17 protein-coding genes and 1 pseudogene are annotated in these 15,561 nt (G+C 52.1%); 7 read left to right on the top strand and 11 right to left on the bottom strand.

The window, feature by feature from the left end; genetic code table 11:
* Positions 1–54: 54 nt before the first annotated feature.
* Positions 55–915 (bottom strand): tetratricopeptide repeat protein, encoded by an 861-nt coding sequence (locus DO97_RS21025; protein ID WP_204368585.1) that lies wholly within the window; start codon positions 913–915, stop codon positions 55–57.
* 68 nt (positions 916–983) lie between these two features.
* Here DO97_RS21025 and DO97_RS11340 point away from each other — a divergent pair, with 68 nt between their 5' ends.
* Both DO97_RS11340 and DO97_RS11335 read left to right on the top strand, forming a co-directional pair.
* The gene (locus tag DO97_RS11340) at positions 984–2,561 is read left to right on the top strand and encodes an anthranilate synthase component I family protein (RefSeq protein ID WP_036533462.1); all 1,578 of its coding nucleotides are present in this window, start codon (positions 984–986) and stop codon (positions 2,559–2,561) included.
* A gap of 66 nt (positions 2,562–2,627) precedes the next feature.
* A complete protein-coding gene (locus DO97_RS11335; protein WP_036533460.1) occupies positions 2,628–3,260 on the top strand; it encodes a Crp/Fnr family transcriptional regulator in 633 nt (210 codons plus the stop codon).
* Here DO97_RS11335 and DO97_RS26515 read toward each other — a convergent pair.
* Complete coding sequence (locus tag DO97_RS26515; protein ID WP_275575000.1) at positions 3,257–4,228, bottom strand: cyclic nucleotide-binding domain-containing protein; 972 nt, start codon at positions 4,226–4,228, stop codon at positions 3,257–3,259. The genes DO97_RS11335 and DO97_RS26515 overlap by 4 nt on opposite strands.
* Positions 4,200–4,730 (bottom strand): mechanosensitive ion channel family protein, encoded by a 531-nt coding sequence (locus DO97_RS27635; RefSeq protein WP_275574999.1) that lies wholly within the window; start codon positions 4,728–4,730, stop codon positions 4,200–4,202. Before DO97_RS27635 ends, DO97_RS26515 begins: the two co-directional genes overlap by 29 nt.
* A gap of 61 nt (positions 4,731–4,791) precedes the next feature.
* On the opposite strand from DO97_RS27635, the gene DO97_RS11325 reads away from it, so the two are divergent.
* On the top strand, positions 4,792–5,685 hold the full coding sequence (locus DO97_RS11325; protein WP_036533458.1) for a PhzF family phenazine biosynthesis protein: 894 nt from the start codon (positions 4,792–4,794) through the stop codon (positions 5,683–5,685).
* Positions 5,686–5,694: 9 nt separating this feature from the next.
* Here DO97_RS11325 and DO97_RS11320 read toward each other — a convergent pair whose 3' ends face one another.
* From DO97_RS11320 to DO97_RS11300, 5 genes are all read right to left on the bottom strand, one after another.
* Positions 5,695–6,453 carry a phycobilisome rod-core linker polypeptide gene (locus DO97_RS11320; RefSeq protein WP_036533455.1) on the bottom strand — a complete coding sequence of 253 codons (759 nt, stop codon included), beginning with the start codon at positions 6,451–6,453 and terminating at the stop codon, positions 5,695–5,697.
* A gap of 41 nt (positions 6,454–6,494) precedes the next feature.
* Complete coding sequence (locus DO97_RS11315; protein ID WP_036533453.1) at positions 6,495–6,968, bottom strand: globin family protein; 474 nt, start codon at positions 6,966–6,968, stop codon at positions 6,495–6,497.
* A 215-nt stretch (positions 6,969–7,183) separates the two neighbouring features.
* Positions 7,184–8,317, bottom strand: a complete 1,134-nt coding sequence (locus DO97_RS11310) for a glycosyltransferase family 4 protein (protein ID WP_036533451.1) — start codon at positions 8,315–8,317, stop codon at positions 7,184–7,186.
* Between the two features lie 759 nt (positions 8,318–9,076).
* Positions 9,077–10,225, bottom strand: a complete 1,149-nt coding sequence (locus DO97_RS11305; protein ID WP_036533449.1) for an NAD-dependent epimerase/dehydratase family protein — start codon at positions 10,223–10,225, stop codon at positions 9,077–9,079.
* Between the two features lie 184 nt (positions 10,226–10,409).
* The gene (locus DO97_RS11300) at positions 10,410–11,000 is read right to left on the bottom strand and encodes a chromophore lyase CpcT/CpeT (protein WP_036533447.1); all 591 of its coding nucleotides are present in this window, start codon (positions 10,998–11,000) and stop codon (positions 10,410–10,412) included.
* Positions 11,001–11,171: 171 nt separating this feature from the next.
* Between DO97_RS11300 and DO97_RS26505 the strand changes: the two genes are divergently transcribed.
* The 4 genes from DO97_RS26505 (at position 11,172) to sipA (ending at position 12,497) form a co-directional block, all read left to right on the top strand.
* Positions 11,172–11,459, top strand: coding sequence for a thiol-disulfide oxidoreductase DCC family protein (locus DO97_RS26505; protein ID WP_072016427.1), 288 nt, complete (start codon positions 11,172–11,174; stop codon positions 11,457–11,459).
* Complete coding sequence (locus DO97_RS26500) at positions 11,414–11,662, top strand: thiol-disulfide oxidoreductase DCC family protein (protein ID WP_239651665.1); 249 nt, start codon at positions 11,414–11,416, stop codon at positions 11,660–11,662. The genes DO97_RS26505 and DO97_RS26500 overlap by 46 nt, the downstream gene beginning before the upstream one ends.
* A 127-nt stretch (positions 11,663–11,789) precedes the next feature.
* Positions 11,790–12,167 carry a hypothetical protein gene (locus DO97_RS11290; RefSeq protein WP_036533444.1) on the top strand — a complete coding sequence of 126 codons (378 nt, stop codon included), beginning with the start codon at positions 11,790–11,792 and terminating at the stop codon, positions 12,165–12,167.
* Positions 12,168–12,173: 6 nt separating this feature from the next.
* Positions 12,174–12,497, top strand: a complete 324-nt coding sequence (gene sipA / locus DO97_RS11285; RefSeq protein ID WP_081980724.1) for a regulatory protein SipA — start codon at positions 12,174–12,176, stop codon at positions 12,495–12,497.
* A 112-nt stretch (positions 12,498–12,609) separates the two neighbouring features.
* On the opposite strand, the gene DO97_RS11280 is transcribed toward sipA, so the two are convergent.
* The 3 genes and pseudogenes from DO97_RS11280 to DO97_RS11270 form a co-directional block, all read right to left on the bottom strand.
* Positions 12,610–12,903, bottom strand: coding sequence for an RNA recognition motif domain-containing protein (locus DO97_RS11280; protein WP_036533441.1), 294 nt, complete (start codon positions 12,901–12,903; stop codon positions 12,610–12,612).
* Positions 12,904–13,234: 331 nt separating this feature from the next.
* A complete protein-coding gene (gene rnc, locus DO97_RS11275) occupies positions 13,235–13,942 on the bottom strand; it encodes a ribonuclease III (protein ID WP_036533437.1) in 708 nt (235 codons plus the stop codon).
* A gap of 11 nt (positions 13,943–13,953) precedes the next feature.
* A pseudogene (locus DO97_RS11270) lies at positions 13,954–15,526 on the bottom strand (OmpA family protein).
* Positions 15,527–15,561: the final 35 nt, after the last annotated feature.

The following is a 15,561-nucleotide window of genomic DNA, read 5'->3' as shown; positions in this document are numbered from 1 at the left end:
AGTCCCAGGTCTGTCGATAAACATCAACATTATGTAACTGGATTGCCTCGTTGCTCACCGCTGAAAACCCGATAGGTCAGCCAATTCTCTGAGAGACAACATGCCGGGAAAAATCTGCCCATTGATTTCCCAGGTGGGGTATCCGTGGACTCCCTTCTGTTCACACAGCGCTGGCTGGGCATTGGTACCATTAGGGTCACATTCCACAATATTTAATTGGCTTACCGCTGCCCCAAAAAGCTGCTCTTGCCGCCGACAGTAGGGACACCAGTAGGTGGCAAACATAGTGGCACCCACCTTACGTAGATGACTCGCCAAGGCGGCTTCATAATTCAGGGGTTCCACTGGGGCGGGCATCGTTGGAGTGGGCATCCCTGGGGTGGGGCGGGCGGCCACGGCTACAGCGGGGGAATTTGGTTGACCTGGATTTTGCAGCAAGGCAAGGCGCTGTTGGGCGAGACTGGCATTCTTCTGATCTCCCTGGGTGGTAAACAGTTGAATCGCTTTCTGAAGATCGGCGATCGCCCGTTGGGATTGACCCAATTGTTGATAATCATCTGCCCGATTCAAATAAGCAGGGGCAAAATTCGGTTGCAGTTGAATCGCCTGGTCAAAGTTCTGGATTGCCGCCGGGTGCTTGCCCAGCATTGAGTAGGCAATCCCGCGTCCCAGATAGGCTTCGGTAAACTGAGGGCTGAGGTGAATCGCCTGGGAAAAATCAGCGATCGCCCCTTGATACTTGCCCTTCTGAACCTTACGGGCTCCCTGATTATTCAGGGTGATTGCTTGGGCACTGGGAGCTGCCGCCGCCGCAGTTTTCAAACTTGCGGTGGGGGTCGGTGCTGGCTGGTTAACCGTAAGGGCAGTGCATCCTACCAGTGACAGCACCGACAGGAGGAGAAGGCGGCTAGACAAGAAGCGGGAGCAGATAGGGGGCCACATAGGCAATTGGCGAGGCTCTCCACCCAGTTTAGAATATAGGCATGATTTTTCCAGATTTTTCCCAATTTACCGCCCTTGCCAGCCAGGGAAACTTTATCCCGGTCTATCAAGAATGGGTGGCTGACCTCGACACCCCGGTCTCTGCTTGGTACCGTGTCTGTGCCAGCGAACCCTACAGCTTTTTATTAGAATCCGTTGAAGGTGGAGAGCAGCTGGCTCGCTACAGTTTACTGGGCTGTGATCCCCTGTGGGTATTAGAAGCCAGGGGAGGGCGCACTACCCAAACCCATCGCGATGGATTGGTAGAGGTTTTTGAGGGAGATCCGTTCACCATACTGGCCAATTGCCTGCAACCCTATCATCCGGTGAAGCTGCCCCAGTTGCCCCCCGGTATTGGCGGGTTATTTGGGTTCTGGGGGTATGAACTGATCCACTGGATTGAACCCAAAGTACCGATTCATGCTCCATCCCCGGCGGATCTACCCGATGGTCTGTGGATGCAGGTGGATAACCTGCTGATCTTTGATCAAGTGAAGCGCAAGATTTGGGCGATCGCCTATGCCGATCTGCGCTCTCCGGAGGTTGACTTGGCCCAGGCTTACCAGCGTGCCTGCGATCGCGTCACGCATTTAGTCGGCAAGCTACAATCGCCCTTGCAATCCTCTGCCCATCGTCTGGCTTGGACGCCACCGGGGGGGCCGTCTCAGCCATCCCAGCCCCAATTAGCCTATAGCAGTAACACGTCGCGATCACAGTTTTGTGGCAATGTCCAGAAGGCAAAGGATCACATTCAGGCGGGGGATATTTTCCAGGTGGTGCTGTCCCAGCGACTGACAGCGGAATATCAGGGCGATCCCTTCGCCCTCTACCGCTCCCTGCGGTTGATCAATCCCTCCCCGTACATGGCCTACTTTAACTTCCGGGATTGGCAGATCATTGGTTCCAGTCCTGAGGTGATGGTCAAGGCAGAACATCCCAGTAATGGGGCACAGCAACCCTTGCTGGCAACGGTACGTCCGATTGCAGGGACGCGACCGCGCGGTCAAACCCCCGGCGACGATGCCACCTTAGCGGCAGAACTGCTCCAAGATCCCAAAGAAGTCGCAGAACATGTGATGCTGGTAGATCTGGGACGAAATGACCTGGGACGGGTTTGCCTTCAAGGGTCGGTGCGGGTGAATGAGCTGATGGTGATTGAACGCTACTCCCATGTGATGCACATTGTCAGTCAGGTGGTTGGGGATTTGGCACCGGGAAAAACAGCATGGGATCTGCTGAAGGCCTGTTTCCCCGCTGGAACCGTCAGCGGGGCTCCTAAAATTCGGGCGATGGAGATTATTCACGATCTGGAACCCTGTCGTCGCGGCCCCTACTCAGGTGCCTATGGTTTTTATGACTTTGAAGGTCAATTAAATACGGCGATCACCATTCGCACGATGGTAGTGACCTCCCTAGGGAGCGATCGCCATCTGGTGAGTGTGCAAGCAGGAGCAGGGTTGGTCGCTGATTCCGATCCCGATAAAGAATATGAGGAAACCCTCAACAAAGCCAGGGGACTGCTAGAGGCGATTCGCTGTCTGCCAATGGGGGCAAATCTTAACCTGAATCCAACCTGCTGATTACCTGTCGTTTAGATTTGTGATTTAGATTACAAACCAGACCCCCATCCCCTCTGGTAGATATCTATGCTCCATGTTTTTGACTCTGAGGCCACTGTCCAGCCTGATTTGCGTCAATTATTAGAGGAGCTTTACCAAGGACGCACCCTACATCCCTATCGCAGTGGGACGATGATCCCACTCTACCCCCAGGAAATTTGGGTGGTCTGTCGGGGTGTGGTGCAGCTGAGTACGCTCTACACGAGCGGCGATGAAGCCCTACTCGGGTTGGTGGGGCCCGCTATGCCCTTTGGCTTACCCCTGACCTTCATCCATCCCTATCAAGCGATCGCCCTCTCCGATGTTGATCTGATGGCGCTGACCATGTCGGACGTGAAAAAATCACCGACCCTAGCCCATAGCCTGTTTCACCACCTCACCCGCCGCCTCCGTCAGTCAGAAGCATTGCTGGCACTCGCAGGGCATCGGCGCGTGGAAGAACGGCTGCGGCATTTGCTGCTGTTGCTGCGCCAAGAGTTTGGCCAGCCCAACCCCGAGGGGATGCGGTTAAATGTGCGGCTCACCCATCAACATTTGGCGAATGCGATCGGTACCACTCGGGTCACCGTGACCCGGTTGCTGGGGCAATTTCGGGAGGAAGGCTGGTTATTGGTGGATGCCAACCGTCATCTCGTAATTCCCCACCACGTATCCATCTAAAGATTGAACAGGGTTTTGAAGCGATTTCGTATCCACTCCAAAGCATTTTGGTGATTTTCCGGCATCCCCAACAAGCCTAACTTTTGGAGATCATGACGCAGTTGACTGTAAACCTCTTGATCTTTAACGCACTCCTGGGTAATCAACTCCGTCAAGTCTGGGCGCAACCGCAGGAGCTTTTCAAAGTTGTGTTTATCAATCACAAACAAAATGCTATCTTGCAAGGCGCGAGCTGAGGCAGCATAGGGAACCCCTAGCATTAAGGCAACTTCCCCCAAGAATTCTCCAGTGCTATAGACTTTAACCTGTTTATCCAGTTGCAGCACTACCGCTTCAATGGCACCGCAGAGAACCAGATAAAATGCCTGACCCGGTTCCCCTTCCCGGAACAGGATCTCACCAGCCCCCAAGGTTTTGCGGTAGCCAATCTCAATCAGCGATCGTAAATGCAGGTCTGAGCAATTGCGAAAATAGGGAATTTTGTGGAGCAAGTCTCGCAGGGAAACAGGTTTGGCAGGGCGAGGAGGTTGGGGCGGAGTGGAGAGATTATCGGAGATCGGTTCCTCAGCTTGGGGCTGTCCAGGGAGTAAAGCATCGGGATTCCGCAACCACAGATCCTGCTGCGGAAAGGGCATTGTAATTCCCATTTGGCGAAACTGGTGGTCAATGATGAAATTTAGCGAGCTTTTGAGAGAAATACGCTCATCAATCCGGTTGACCCAAACCCATAGCTCAAACTGGAGCGCACTGTCGCCAAACCCAATAAAAACCACCTTGGGGGCTGGATCATGTAAGACAAAAGACTCCATGTAGGCAGCATTGAGTAAGGTTTCCGTTACCAAAATCGGGTCACTTTCGTAGGAGGCCCCGACTGGAATCCGAATCCGCCCCTTAAAACTTTGATAGCTCCAATTCAGCACCTGTTGGGATGTCAAATTACTATTGGGAACCACCACATACCCCCCCATCAAAGGTGTGAATCAGCGTCGAGCGGATGGAAATTTCTTTGATGTACCCCGAGAGGCCATCAAATTCCACATAATCCCCAACCTGGAGTTTCCCTTCCAACAATAAGACCAAGCCGCTGACTAGATGTTTGGTCATCTCCTGGAGACCAAAGCCGATCCCAATCCCCAGGGTGCCTAAGATCACCGTCAGGGTGGCAACGTCAAATCCAAACATTTGCAACAGAATAATCAACCCTAAGACGGCGGTACTGTAGCTGATCAAAACAGCAACCGCTTCCCGATTTCCCTGATCGAGACGGGTGAGCAACCGTTCCTTGAGAAAATGCTTCAAAAGACGGGAGAAAATCACCACACCTAAAAAAGCCAAGGTGATTTGCAGCAACCAAGTAAGGGTGACCGACTCCTTGCCAATTTTGAACCAGGGTGTCTGTAGGAAGCGGTCAAGGGGAAGTTGCCAGAGGTAGAGGTGCATACACAGGTCAACCGTGGTTACCAGAAACATCCGTTGTCTTGATGCGGTTCAAGCTAAGATACGGGCACCCATTTGTGATCTCCGTTAGAAAATGAGCAGCCTTACCTTTTACATTGTCGATGTTTTTGCCGAAACCAAGTATACCGGCAATCAATTGGCTGTATTTACCGGGTCAACAGGCGACCTTTCAGATGCTCAAATGCAGCAAATTGCCCGAGAGATCAACTATTCCGAAACGACGTTTATTCTCTCGACGAATACCCGCAACGGGGGCTATGATGTCCGAATTTTTACGCCCCAGACAGAACTCCCCTTTGCAGGGCATCCAACCCTGGGCACTGCTTTTATTCTCCAACAGGAAATCTTGCAAACTGCGATCGCCACTCTATCCCTCAACTTAAAAGTGGGACAAATTCCGGTGAGTTTTGACTATGGAACGGCGGGGGCTGAGGTGGTGTGGATGCAGCAACCTGCCCCTACCTTTGGGCAGATCTTAGACCCCGCCGCGATCGCCGCTGCCTTGGGTCTGAATCCCGCTGCGATTGATCCTCGATTTCCAATTCAGGAAGTCTCAACGGGGGTACCCTTTATCATTGTGCCGCTGCAAACCCAGGCCGATCTTAAGGCGGCACGGGTGAACCGCGAGTTGTACTTTCAACAGGTGGAGTCCTTAACGGCTAAAGAAGTGCTGCTCTTTTGTCCCCAAACCTACGATCCGGCTAATACCTTGAGCGTGCGGGTCTTTGCCGACTACCTGGGTATCCCAGAAGATCCAGCAACGGGGAGTGCCAATGGCTGCCTAGCAGGCTATTTGGTGAACTATCGCTATTGGGGGGACACAATCTTGGATATTCGCGTGGAACAGGGACACGAGATCAACCGACCCTCCCTGCTGTTGTTAAAAGCACAGCAGCAGGCAACAGCAGAGATCACGGTTTTGGTCGGGGGGCGTGTGCTTCTGATTGCCAGGGGAGAATTTCTGTAAACTAGTCCGTTAGCGAATGGCACGACGCAGGGCATCTCTTTGCTCGGGGGTCAGGGATGCAATCACCCGTTTCACCGAACTCCGGGGCTCTGCCATCGCAGTTCCGAGATGCTCACGGGCATTTCCCAAGACTTCCAGGATTTCCAAAAACTCAGCTTCTAGCCCATCGGTTTCTGGCGATGACAGGGGTTCGAGTACCTCATTGGCCTCTGGATGACGACAAACACCCGCGTCGCAGTTTAGCCCCAGTTGATGCCAGTAAAGTGTCGGAACGACGCGACCCCGTTGACTAAAGTGCTCGTGGTTGAGCATTTGGGACTCTAAATAGGCTTTGGGCGAGGAATAATAGCGTTTTTCCCGCGCATAGGGTACGGTAAAACAGCCAAACACCTTCCGATACTCTTCGGAGTCGAGAATCGATGTGATCACCTTACCCACCCCTTGATGCATGAGGATATTGCAGTAAGCCTGCATCTCTTGCTGATCTAAGGGGGCACGCCCCATGAAGTGCTTAAAACACCACTCCAAAAACTTCAGGTTAGAACCCCTGTGGTAAAAAGCATTCAAGTAAACCTCCGAGTGGCCGAGTTCCTTTAAGAATCGCCGCACCCCGATTTTGTCTTTGAGAAAGTCTGCCTCAACTTGAGCCAGAACTCGGCGTTCAGAGTGATAGGGTTGCCGCTCCAGCACCTGCTGATAGATCTGATATAGAGCCGCTTGGCGTTCTTCCAGGGTTGAACGGCGGCTAACGGTCATAGACTTAGTCATAGCGACTCCTGCAAATCTAGGGTGTGAAGTAGGTTAGGTACTCAAGCATGGGACTGTAGCGTCTGCATGATGCTGTCTAGGTAAGGCCGAACAAGGTTGCAGCATCCCGCCGAAAGGTTACTTGTAATGGTTTCTTGCAAATAGCGATAAGCGGTTGCACAGTGAACATTCCGCTTGTGTGCCATCAAAATGGTGTCCAGCCAAGACATCATTTGTTCTGTAAACAGGGTTTCGTCATCTCGCAGAATCGACAGGGCAATGTAGCGCAACACCTCCGACATGTCATACTTGCAACGCGGCCCGTGTTGTTGGATGATGTCTGGATGACTCTGAGAGAGCTTACGCAGTGTCTGGAGCAATAGCTTTTCGTTTTGGTCGCGGAGCGACTGATAGGTTTCCAGACGGATTGCATAACTCTGGAGATAGTCTTCTAGGGGAGCGAGTTCTCGGGAGTTAAGATAACGCCCCTCAGCTTCTATGACATTCTTCTCTAGGGTGGTGTTAAGCACATGCATAGGTCTCTGAACCCTTCCTTTAATGAGCGTCTTAATCTTCAGACTGCCCCGATTCAACCCCACTTCAACGCCTTGCAGTATTTCTTAATACCAACTTGAGGTATTTCTTAATAGCCAAAGACACTAAAAAATCAGCCGCTCCCTAGAGAACAGGTACGAACTCGTTTCTAGGGATCAGCCTCTGAAGATAGGTAGGTGTGATAGCGTTTTCTCAGCTATGCCACTGAAGCCACACGATGACGACCAACAACCTGCCGATAATAGGTTTGTAACTGCTGGGTGGCAGAATCCCAACCCCAGCGCTCTGCTTCCAGTCGGGCATTTTGACGCAGGGTATCTCGTTCGTCTTGCTGGGAGAAAAGTCGTTGGGTAGCGGCGATCGCCCCCCGATCATCATTTGGGTCAAACAAGTAACCGTTCACCCCATCTTCTACAATATCGGGGATGCCACCGGAACGAGCTGCAACCACCGGACAACCTGCGGCCATGGCTTCTAAGAGCACTAGACCTAAGGTTTCCGTACGGGATGGGAAAATAAAGGCATCAGCTGAGGCAAAAACTGCCGCGAGTTCCTCACCAACGCGATACCCCACAAAATGGGTGGGCGTTCCGGCAAAATGTTTTTCTAGGGTTGCACGGTGCGGTCCATCCCCCACCAATGCCAGTCTGGCATCTGGAATTGCTTCTAGAATCGGTTTAATTTGTTCGATTTCCTTCTCAGCGGAAAGTCTTCCGACGTAGAGAAGCAGGGGTGCCTGTGGATGGCCCTGACTGAGGAAGGAGCGCACTGTTTGGGAAGCCAAATGGGGTTGAAATAACTCTGTATCAACCCCACGCTGCCACAAATCAACCCGCTGAATCCCATGGGCTGAGAGTTCCTGCATCATGGCGGTGGAAGTACACAGGTTCAATTGCGCCTGGTTGTGCCCAGCTTTCAGTAACTCCCAGAGCAACCCCTCTAGCATTCCCAACCCGTAGTGCTGTAAATACTGGGGCAGATGGGTGTGGTAGGAGGCAATCAGTGGAATATCGAAGGTTTTGCTGTAATACAATCCTGACAGCCCTAACACGGCAGGATTCACCACATGGACTACGTCCGGTCGGAACTGCTTCAATGCTTGACCAATCGCAGGTCTGGGGAGGGCTAGTTTCAGTTCTGGATACAGAGGCAACGGAAAACCAGAAACCCCATGAATTCTGGCTCCCATGTATTCGGTGAGACCGCCATCCGGGGAAAAAACGAGAACTTGATCACCCGCCCGCTGGAGATGCTCTACGGTGTGCCGCAGTCGGGTAACAATGCCATCAACTTTCGGCAAAAAGGTTTCAGTAAAGAGGGCGATACGCATTGATAACTAGGTCATCCCAACGTCAACGGTTTTGGTCACTGAGCACTTGAACTGGATGGCGCAACTGAGGGATAGCGCTGGTCAGGCAGCTGAGAACCGTCTCGGACTGTCAGATTATTATCAGTCGCCAATTCTGGGAGGCTGCCTGATACGCCATCGCCCAAATCTTAATAGCGATCGCTAAGAGTGGTTCTCCCTCAGGTGGGATACATTCTGACTTAAGCATCCAGGAGTCTGAACCCAGCAGGGTTTTGTGATGCTGACTTCTAACCAAGGAGCTGTAACTCATTTATTGGGGAATTGCTCTATAACTGACAAAAGTTGGTGCTTCGACTCTGCTGTCAAACGATTCACAGTAGAACACGCAATAATTTTGGCTTTCTCAGGTGAGTTTGAGACCGATTAAAAGTCCTCGACTTTATTTTTCAGGCATTGCCCGCTGCTGGCTAGGGTCAATATTTTTGGGGGTGTTGTCTACTATGGCTATCATCCTACAAGGAGCGTTCCACGGCGCAACGATTTCTTCAGGATTCTCTGTCTGATGTCATCAACAGCCATGGTGAATTCGGGATCAGGGAAATGTAACACTGCACTCACCTCCTCTCAGGAAATCCATCCGATGACCTTCCTCCATTTCTAGCTTTTTTGGCTTGCATAACGCGGTTGATCGCTAGGATGAAATTCCCAGAAGGAACCAGCCCCGTCATTAGCTGCTGCCATGGGCTTTAGGACGACGAATTGCCCACAAGCTTGATCTCACTACCGCCAGTTGACCTTGGGTAGGATCTGGTTGTTATCGACACGCTGCTGATATTTAATGGCAAAGTTAAGCAGGGAATCGAGGAGGGAATCTGAGAGGTAGTGGGGTTGTAAGCCCAAATCAAGGAGATTGGTATTCTTAGCGTTGAAGTAGTGCTCTTCTTTTTCGACTCTGGGGTTATCCAAGTGATGAATCTCAACGTTGAGATCGATGGAGTTGCCAGCTTTTTTCACCATCAGCGCTAGGTCACCCACACTAAACTGTTCTGTAAACTGGTTAAACACCCGGAACTCGCCTGGGTTAGCTGGGTTGGCGATCGCCAACTCCACACACCGCACCGTATCCCGAATATCTAAGAACCCACGGGTTTGCCCCCCCTTGCCATAGACCGTCAGCGGATGACCGATCGCGGCCTGAATACAGAAGCGATTCAAAGCCGTGCCAAAAATTCCATCGTAGTCGAGGCGATTAATCAGCAACTCGTCCATGCCCGTTTCATCGGTCAGCACCCCATAGACGACTCCTTGGTTGAGATCGGTCGCCCGCAGCCCCCAAATACGACAAGCAAAATGAATGTTGTGGGAGTCATGCACCTTGCTCAAGTGGTACATACTTCCAGGTTGCTTGGGATAGGGCAGGGTATCCTTGCGCCCATTATGCTCAATTGTGATGTAGCCTTCTTCAATATCAATATTGGGAGTGCCGTACTCACCCATAGTTCCCAACTTCACGAGGTGACAGTCTGGGAAGTGCTCTCGAATGGCATAGAGTAGGTTGAGCGTCCCGACCACATTGTTAACCTGGGTCAGCACTGCGTGTTCGCGATCAATCATCGAAAACGGTGCCGATCTCTGTTCACCAAAGTGAACGATGGTGTCTGGCTGGAACTGCAATAAAGATTTTTCCAGGAAAGTGTAATTGGTAATATCACCAATGAATAAGTCAATCGCCTTGCCTGTCAAATCTTGCCAGCGTTGGAGCCGCTGTTGGATTGGAGCAATAGGAGTTAGGGTTTCCAGGCAAAGTTCCAGATCCCAGTGTCGGCGCACTAGACTATCGAGAATGCCAACTTCATAACCTTGGTTGGAAAGATAAAGTGCAGTTGCCCAACCACAGTAGCCATCGCCGCCAATAACCAGGACTTTCATCTTGCTGAATCTTGAACGAGTAAAGTTCACGGTACGGATCGGACTTTAAATTAGAGTCCTAGGCATCCTGGAACGGACGAAGCCCTAGGGGAACATTTAGAGTCTTCTACACACCGTATCAGGAAAGGGGTTCATTCAGACCGACCTGAACAAGAATTTTTTCCACCCGATGGACAGATCGAGATTAAACCTTGATTTCATCCGCAAAACTTGCCCAGCGCACAAAATGGAAAGGGCCGGCGATCGATCCCCAGATATGCTCATCCGTTGCCACATCCCGCCCCCGGTCGTGGCTGATAAATTGCTTGGCATCAATCTCAAACTCACTGTCTAGATAGGTCGTTTTGCCCTTGCGGTGGACAATGCAGGCCTTTCCTGGTTCTACGGTTCCTTTAAAGCTCTCACCAGCCCATTCCACCACCATATTGCATCCTGGGAGCTGCTCTAAATCCTTAATCTGGAGGGCGCTTAAGCGATCCGGTTCTCGAGACGCTCCATAGAATTTTTCTTCCTGCTTTACCAAATAATTCTCAATCGCGATGTGTTGAGGCTGGAGAACTAGCTTCAAGACCCTCACCCGATAGGGGACATTCAGGAGATAATCATAGGCTTGCTCTACAAATAGGCTTACCCCAGACAGCAATTCCTGGGGCAGCGGTCGCATACAGACCCGAATGTGGGCAAAGAAAGGAGGATTTTCAAATGCCTGTGCCTGATTGCTGAAATCAGCTGCCATCCAGCGGGCCAGGGTTGCAATATCAGTCGAGTGGGTCATGGAGAGTTTACCTGGATCGTTGTAAGGATTTTATCGCCAAACTTCCACCCGATATCAGTGGTGTGAGGCTAACCCACCCGTGGGGATACCACTCCCCGTCCGTCAATCATTCTCGTCACTATGATAGAGAGGGCGGCAGCCACCTGTTTAGAAGTCGCCAATTAAGTAGATATGTCCTACCTCGTGATCTACGATGGTAACTGCAACCTTTGTGTGGGTCTGGTGCAACTGTTGGAAACCCTGGATCAGGGTGTTCAGTTTCAATATGCGCCGATGCAGGCGCAGGATACGCTCCAACAATGGGGGGTGCAGCCTGGAGATTGTCAGCAGGGCATGATTTTGATCCATCAGCAGACCCCCGCCAACGATGGCAGGGCAGTGATGCAGCAGAGGAAATTGGTCGACTTTTACCGTTGGGTTCTACGTTTGTCGCCGCCTATCGCGGTCTCCCTAGTTTGAAATTCTTGGGCGATCGCCTCTATACCCAGATCCGGGATCATCGTTATTCACTATTTGGGCAGCGTGTCAGCACTTACCAGCCTAACTATCCTGTCTGCACATCCAATGGCTGTGGCGGTTTGATCCCTGAAACTATGGCACCTGCCACCGCAGAGATCTCAAGTCAGAGACCACCTCAACCCATGAGGTTTGCGCCCCCATAGCTCCTCATTGGTAGCAGTTTCAGAAGTGGTTACGAGCTGTGCCCGTCATTCTCCTGGATTGACCATTGGCATCGTAACAAGATTGTCGAATAATGTCATGATGGATTCGGTATCAGGCATTAAACCAATGGCTACACCCTTTCACATTGTTGTCGAGAACAATCCTGCCATTATCTTCGCGAGTCGAGGCGGCAATCCTGCCAAAGTTTTGCCAATTCTAGAGCCGTTCCTAGAGAAATTCTGGCAAGAGCGGGAGACCTCGGGCGAACATGCAGATACCCCGGAATGTCTCGTTGCTCAAATTGTGGTTCGCTTTGGGTTTGAAATTTGTGAGGATGACTTTTCCAACCTGCGGGTTGGTATCCACTTTAACCCCAGTGCGGAGTATCTCTATTACGTCGGTCTCGATCAGGCGGTGAGTACATGGGTACCGGACGTAACCTATCAGCAGAGACCAGATGCCGGCCTCGCCCACTGTCATCCCTTACAAAAAACAGAGGCGTAGTCCTTGATGTCTCCTGTCCCCTCTTCAGAGCCATTGCCAAACCCTGATGAGCCGCAGCCAACCCTGGTCCCTTTTGCCGTTGGCGATCGCGTCCGCTTAGGCCTGCGCCCCCCCTACCTGAAGACCGCTGATCCAATGCCAATGTTGCGCCCCCCCGATACGGTTGCATTGGGAGACGAGGGTGTGATTTTGGATTGCCGTCCTGGTGGATTTTGGGTGGTTCGCTTCACCCCCGGTTGCTTCCTGGTAGACAGCAAGTACCTAGAGCGCGTCGCTCTGTTCACTGCATCGGCAGCCGATCACACAAACATAGATGAAGTAGCAACCTAGGTGGGAACTACTTCACCCGTTTGGTGGGTAGGAATTCGTTGCCATTGGAACCGTTGAAGCCAGGGTTGCGATCGCTGAGAACCTTTAACGATTACTAACACCTGCCAAATCGCTAGTAGCGATTTCTAGAAAATTTACCACCGCCACCGCTACCACTGCGATTTTCGCGGGGTTTCGCTTTGTTCAAGCGCAATTCCCGACCCAGCCACTCAGCACCATCTAATTCTGAAATAGCAACATCTTCTTTGGCTTCATCTTCCATTTCTACGAAGGCAAATCCCCGCTTTTTACCTGTTTCGTGATCAATGGGAAGCGTAATCCGACTGACGTTACCGTATTCAGTGAAAATCTCCTTTAAATCTTCTTCCGTTGCCTGAAAAGACAAGTTGCCAATGTAAATCGTCACAGTTCTCTCCCAACCAATTCGTTACTATTCAGTCCGGAAAGAACGTGAGGCAGACTAAAACTAAACACTCTTGCGCCCTAACACCGAACTTGATTTCGACATCGATTATAGCCAATCTCTGCCGAAAAGACAGCTAAAACCCGGCAAGTGGAGAAGATTTCCCGGCAAATTTACCCCCATGTTATGACCAGGTTAAGAGGATGTCTGGGATGTCAGTTGTGTTGGAAATTGATAACAATCTCTGAGGTTGGGAAGGATCAGGAAGATATTGATATAGATCATCGAGAACCTCCGAGAGACCCCATGCTCAGCGAAGCAGTATGGGGAGATGTCAAGACTGAATCTTGGTAAAGGCCACCTGCGCCGCTGCCTGTTCTGCTGCTTTAATCGATCGCCCCTGACCTTGACCAAGTAATTGTCCCGACAGCCAAACTTCAGCCCTAAAGCGGTGGTTGTCATGGCGGGGGGGGTCCGTTTCCTGCACTCGGTACTCCGGTAAGCATCGATAATGGGCCTGGGTCCATTCTTGGAGAGCGGCTTTGTAGTTCTGCAACGCTGGATCTCGACGAATTTCAGTGGTTAACCGTTGTAAGTGGGGTTCCAGCCAAGGATGAATCAGTTCCAGGGTATGAACACTCAGGTACAAGGCTCCTAAGAGAGCTTCAAAGGCTTCTGCCCAACGGGACTCTTCCCCTGCCTTATCTCGTAGGGCACTGGCGGAAACCAGGAGATAGTGCTCCAAATCGTAGTGCGCCGCGAGTTGGGCTAGGGTGCGATCGCTGACTAAAATTGAGCGGACGGCTGCATATTCCCCCACCGCAGCGGTAGGATAGGTGTTCCACAAAAACTCGGCGACCGCCATCCGCACCACGGCATCTCCGACAAATTCCAAGCGATCGTAGTTAAATTCAGCGGAAATGGTGGGATGGGTCAAGGCTAAATCCAGTAACTGCCAGTTAATGGTCGCCACCTCCCCTAGACCCAAGTGCCGGATCAATCGTTGGAGTTGTTGCTGTCGATGGGGATAAGGGAGGGGCATGGCTGGCTTCTTCAGTTGACGCGAACCAGACGAATTTCAGTGCGTTGATTGCGGGCATCCCTGGGAGGAATCCCCGGTAGGGGTTGGCGAAAGCCCAGCCCCTCTGCCAGGAGATTATGCTTCAGACCTTGCTGGCGCAAATAGTTCACCACAACCTGAGCCCGCTCTTGACTCAGGGTTTGATTGAGACTCGCAGATCCAGTACGGGAGGTGTGGCCGATGATGCGAACTGCCACGGTCTGGGTATTAAATTCGGCAATTTCCTGAGCCAATTTCTGGAGTGTCTTCTGCCCTGCGGCGGTGAGTTGGGCCGACCCAACTCCAAACTTCACTTCGCCCCGGACTTGTAAATTGCCAATATCAGGGGCGGCTTGAATCTGGCTGGCTGGGAGTTTACGGGGGGGTAGGAATGGCTCTGGATTTACCAGCCAATCGATCTGCGAGGTCGGGGCTATCGGCACGGACCAAACTAATCAGGGTTTGGGTATTGTTGGCGGCACTGGTAAGAAAACGGCTGGTGAAGAGGCTGGCCGGGTCGGGGGGAACTTGGTTGAGGCGACCGGACAAGGTGAGAACCGCCGCGATCGCATTCATCCGTCGTTTCAAGGTGCCATCGGTCATCCAGGTTTGGGCTTCCGGGGCTGTGAAAAACTCAATGCCCTGTAAAACAGCACTGGCATCCTGCGGGGAGAGTTTGCCATCGTTGGCAATCTGGACTTGCAGTTGGGAGGAGTCGCGGGTGTTGGCATCAATGCGCCGATAGTAGGCCGCCAAAAAATCCGTAATTGCCTGGGGCTGATGTTCCATGAGGGGCTGGGAGGCCACAATCACATCAACAATGGCACCGGGGGCATCCTCACTAGACAGCACCACCGTGTATCCCTGGTGGCGAGCCTGGGTGACGTAGGGTTCCCACAAAACGGCAATGGCAACAGGTTGACTCGGGTCTTGCAACTGCTTCCAGGCGGCGGAGGCATCGGCAACTTTCTGAATTTGAAAATCACTGAGGTTAAAGGCTTCAAATTGGGTATCTAGCACCAGGGCCAGATATTCACTGGGGGTATCCCCCGCAAAGGCGATCGCCAATGGTGGCCCCTGACTGCGGGAACGAGCAACCAGTTGCGTCAGATCCAGTAACGACTTCAGGGTCGGATATTTGCGGGTATTGAGAATCACGGCATCGGCTCCCACGGTGCGATCAATCAGACCGACAATCTTGCCCTGGGGTTGCTGCTTGAGGAATTGATCGAGGGTGGTCACTAAGAGGTCAGCCTGCCCCTGATTCAGGGCATGGGTGCGTTTGGCCTGATCAAATTCATCGGCATACCGCAGCTGAATCTGGCTCGCAGCCAGAGCTTGCTGAAATCCCTGGCTGCGAAAGGTGCTGTAACCGCTAAAGGTATCGCCCAAGAGGGTGAGTTGAGTTAGCCCTTGGGGAACAACCGAGGGGGGATGTTGGGGCGATCGGCCCAGGTTGGGCAGCAGGTCAGGGGCGACCCGATGTAGTAACCACAGCCCACCGACACTCAATCCCGCTGTGAAGACAAATGCCAGCACTAGAGCCGAGTCAATGCGTTTACTCATGAAAAAATTGCCAGGATGCCACTACCCCAGATGGT

The sequence above is a fragment of the Neosynechococcus sphagnicola sy1 genome, from assembly GCF_000775285.1.
In the GTDB taxonomy this organism is placed as follows: Bacteria; Cyanobacteriota; Cyanobacteriia; order Neosynechococcales; family Neosynechococcaceae; genus Neosynechococcus; species Neosynechococcus sphagnicola.
The sequence above is the reverse complement of the archived record's forward strand: the minus strand, read 5'-3'. Positions and strand labels throughout refer to the sequence as shown.

Excerpts from the sequence above, each read along its gene's own strand:
- DO97_RS11305 (WP_036533449.1), bottom strand. The coding sequence starts at position 10,225 with ATGAAAGTCCTGGTTATTGGCGGCGATGGCTACTGTGGTTGGGCAACT.
- DO97_RS11315 (WP_036533453.1), bottom strand. The coding sequence starts at position 6,968 with ATGCATGTGCTTAACACCACCCTAGAGAAGAATGTCATAGAAGCTGAG.
- DO97_RS26515 (WP_275575000.1), bottom strand. The coding sequence starts at position 4,228 with ATGGGGGGGTATGTGGTGGTTCCCAATAGTAATTTGACATCCCAACAG.
- DO97_RS27635 (WP_275574999.1), bottom strand. The coding sequence starts at position 4,730 with ATGTTTCTGGTAACCACGGTTGACCTGTGTATGCACCTCTACCTCTGG.
- DO97_RS11325 (WP_036533458.1), top strand. The coding sequence starts at position 4,792 with ATGAGCAGCCTTACCTTTTACATTGTCGATGTTTTTGCCGAAACCAAG.
- DO97_RS11320 (WP_036533455.1), bottom strand. The coding sequence starts at position 6,453 with ATGACTAAGTCTATGACCGTTAGCCGCCGTTCAACCCTGGAAGAACGC.
- sipA (WP_081980724.1), top strand. The coding sequence starts at position 12,174 with ATGTCTCCTGTCCCCTCTTCAGAGCCATTGCCAAACCCTGATGAGCCG.
- rnc (WP_036533437.1), bottom strand. The coding sequence starts at position 13,942 with ATGCCCCTCCCTTATCCCCATCGACAGCAACAACTCCAACGATTGATC.
- DO97_RS11310 (WP_036533451.1), bottom strand. The coding sequence starts at position 8,317 with ATGCGTATCGCCCTCTTTACTGAAACCTTTTTGCCGAAAGTTGATGGC.
- DO97_RS26505 (WP_072016427.1), top strand. The coding sequence starts at position 11,172 with ATGTCCTACCTCGTGATCTACGATGGTAACTGCAACCTTTGTGTGGGT.
- DO97_RS11340 (WP_036533462.1), top strand. The coding sequence starts at position 984 with ATGATTTTTCCAGATTTTTCCCAATTTACCGCCCTTGCCAGCCAGGGA.
- DO97_RS11335 (WP_036533460.1), top strand. The coding sequence starts at position 2,628 with ATGCTCCATGTTTTTGACTCTGAGGCCACTGTCCAGCCTGATTTGCGT.
- DO97_RS11300 (WP_036533447.1), bottom strand. The coding sequence starts at position 11,000 with ATGACCCACTCGACTGATATTGCAACCCTGGCCCGCTGGATGGCAGCT.
- DO97_RS11290 (WP_036533444.1), top strand. The coding sequence starts at position 11,790 with ATGGCTACACCCTTTCACATTGTTGTCGAGAACAATCCTGCCATTATC.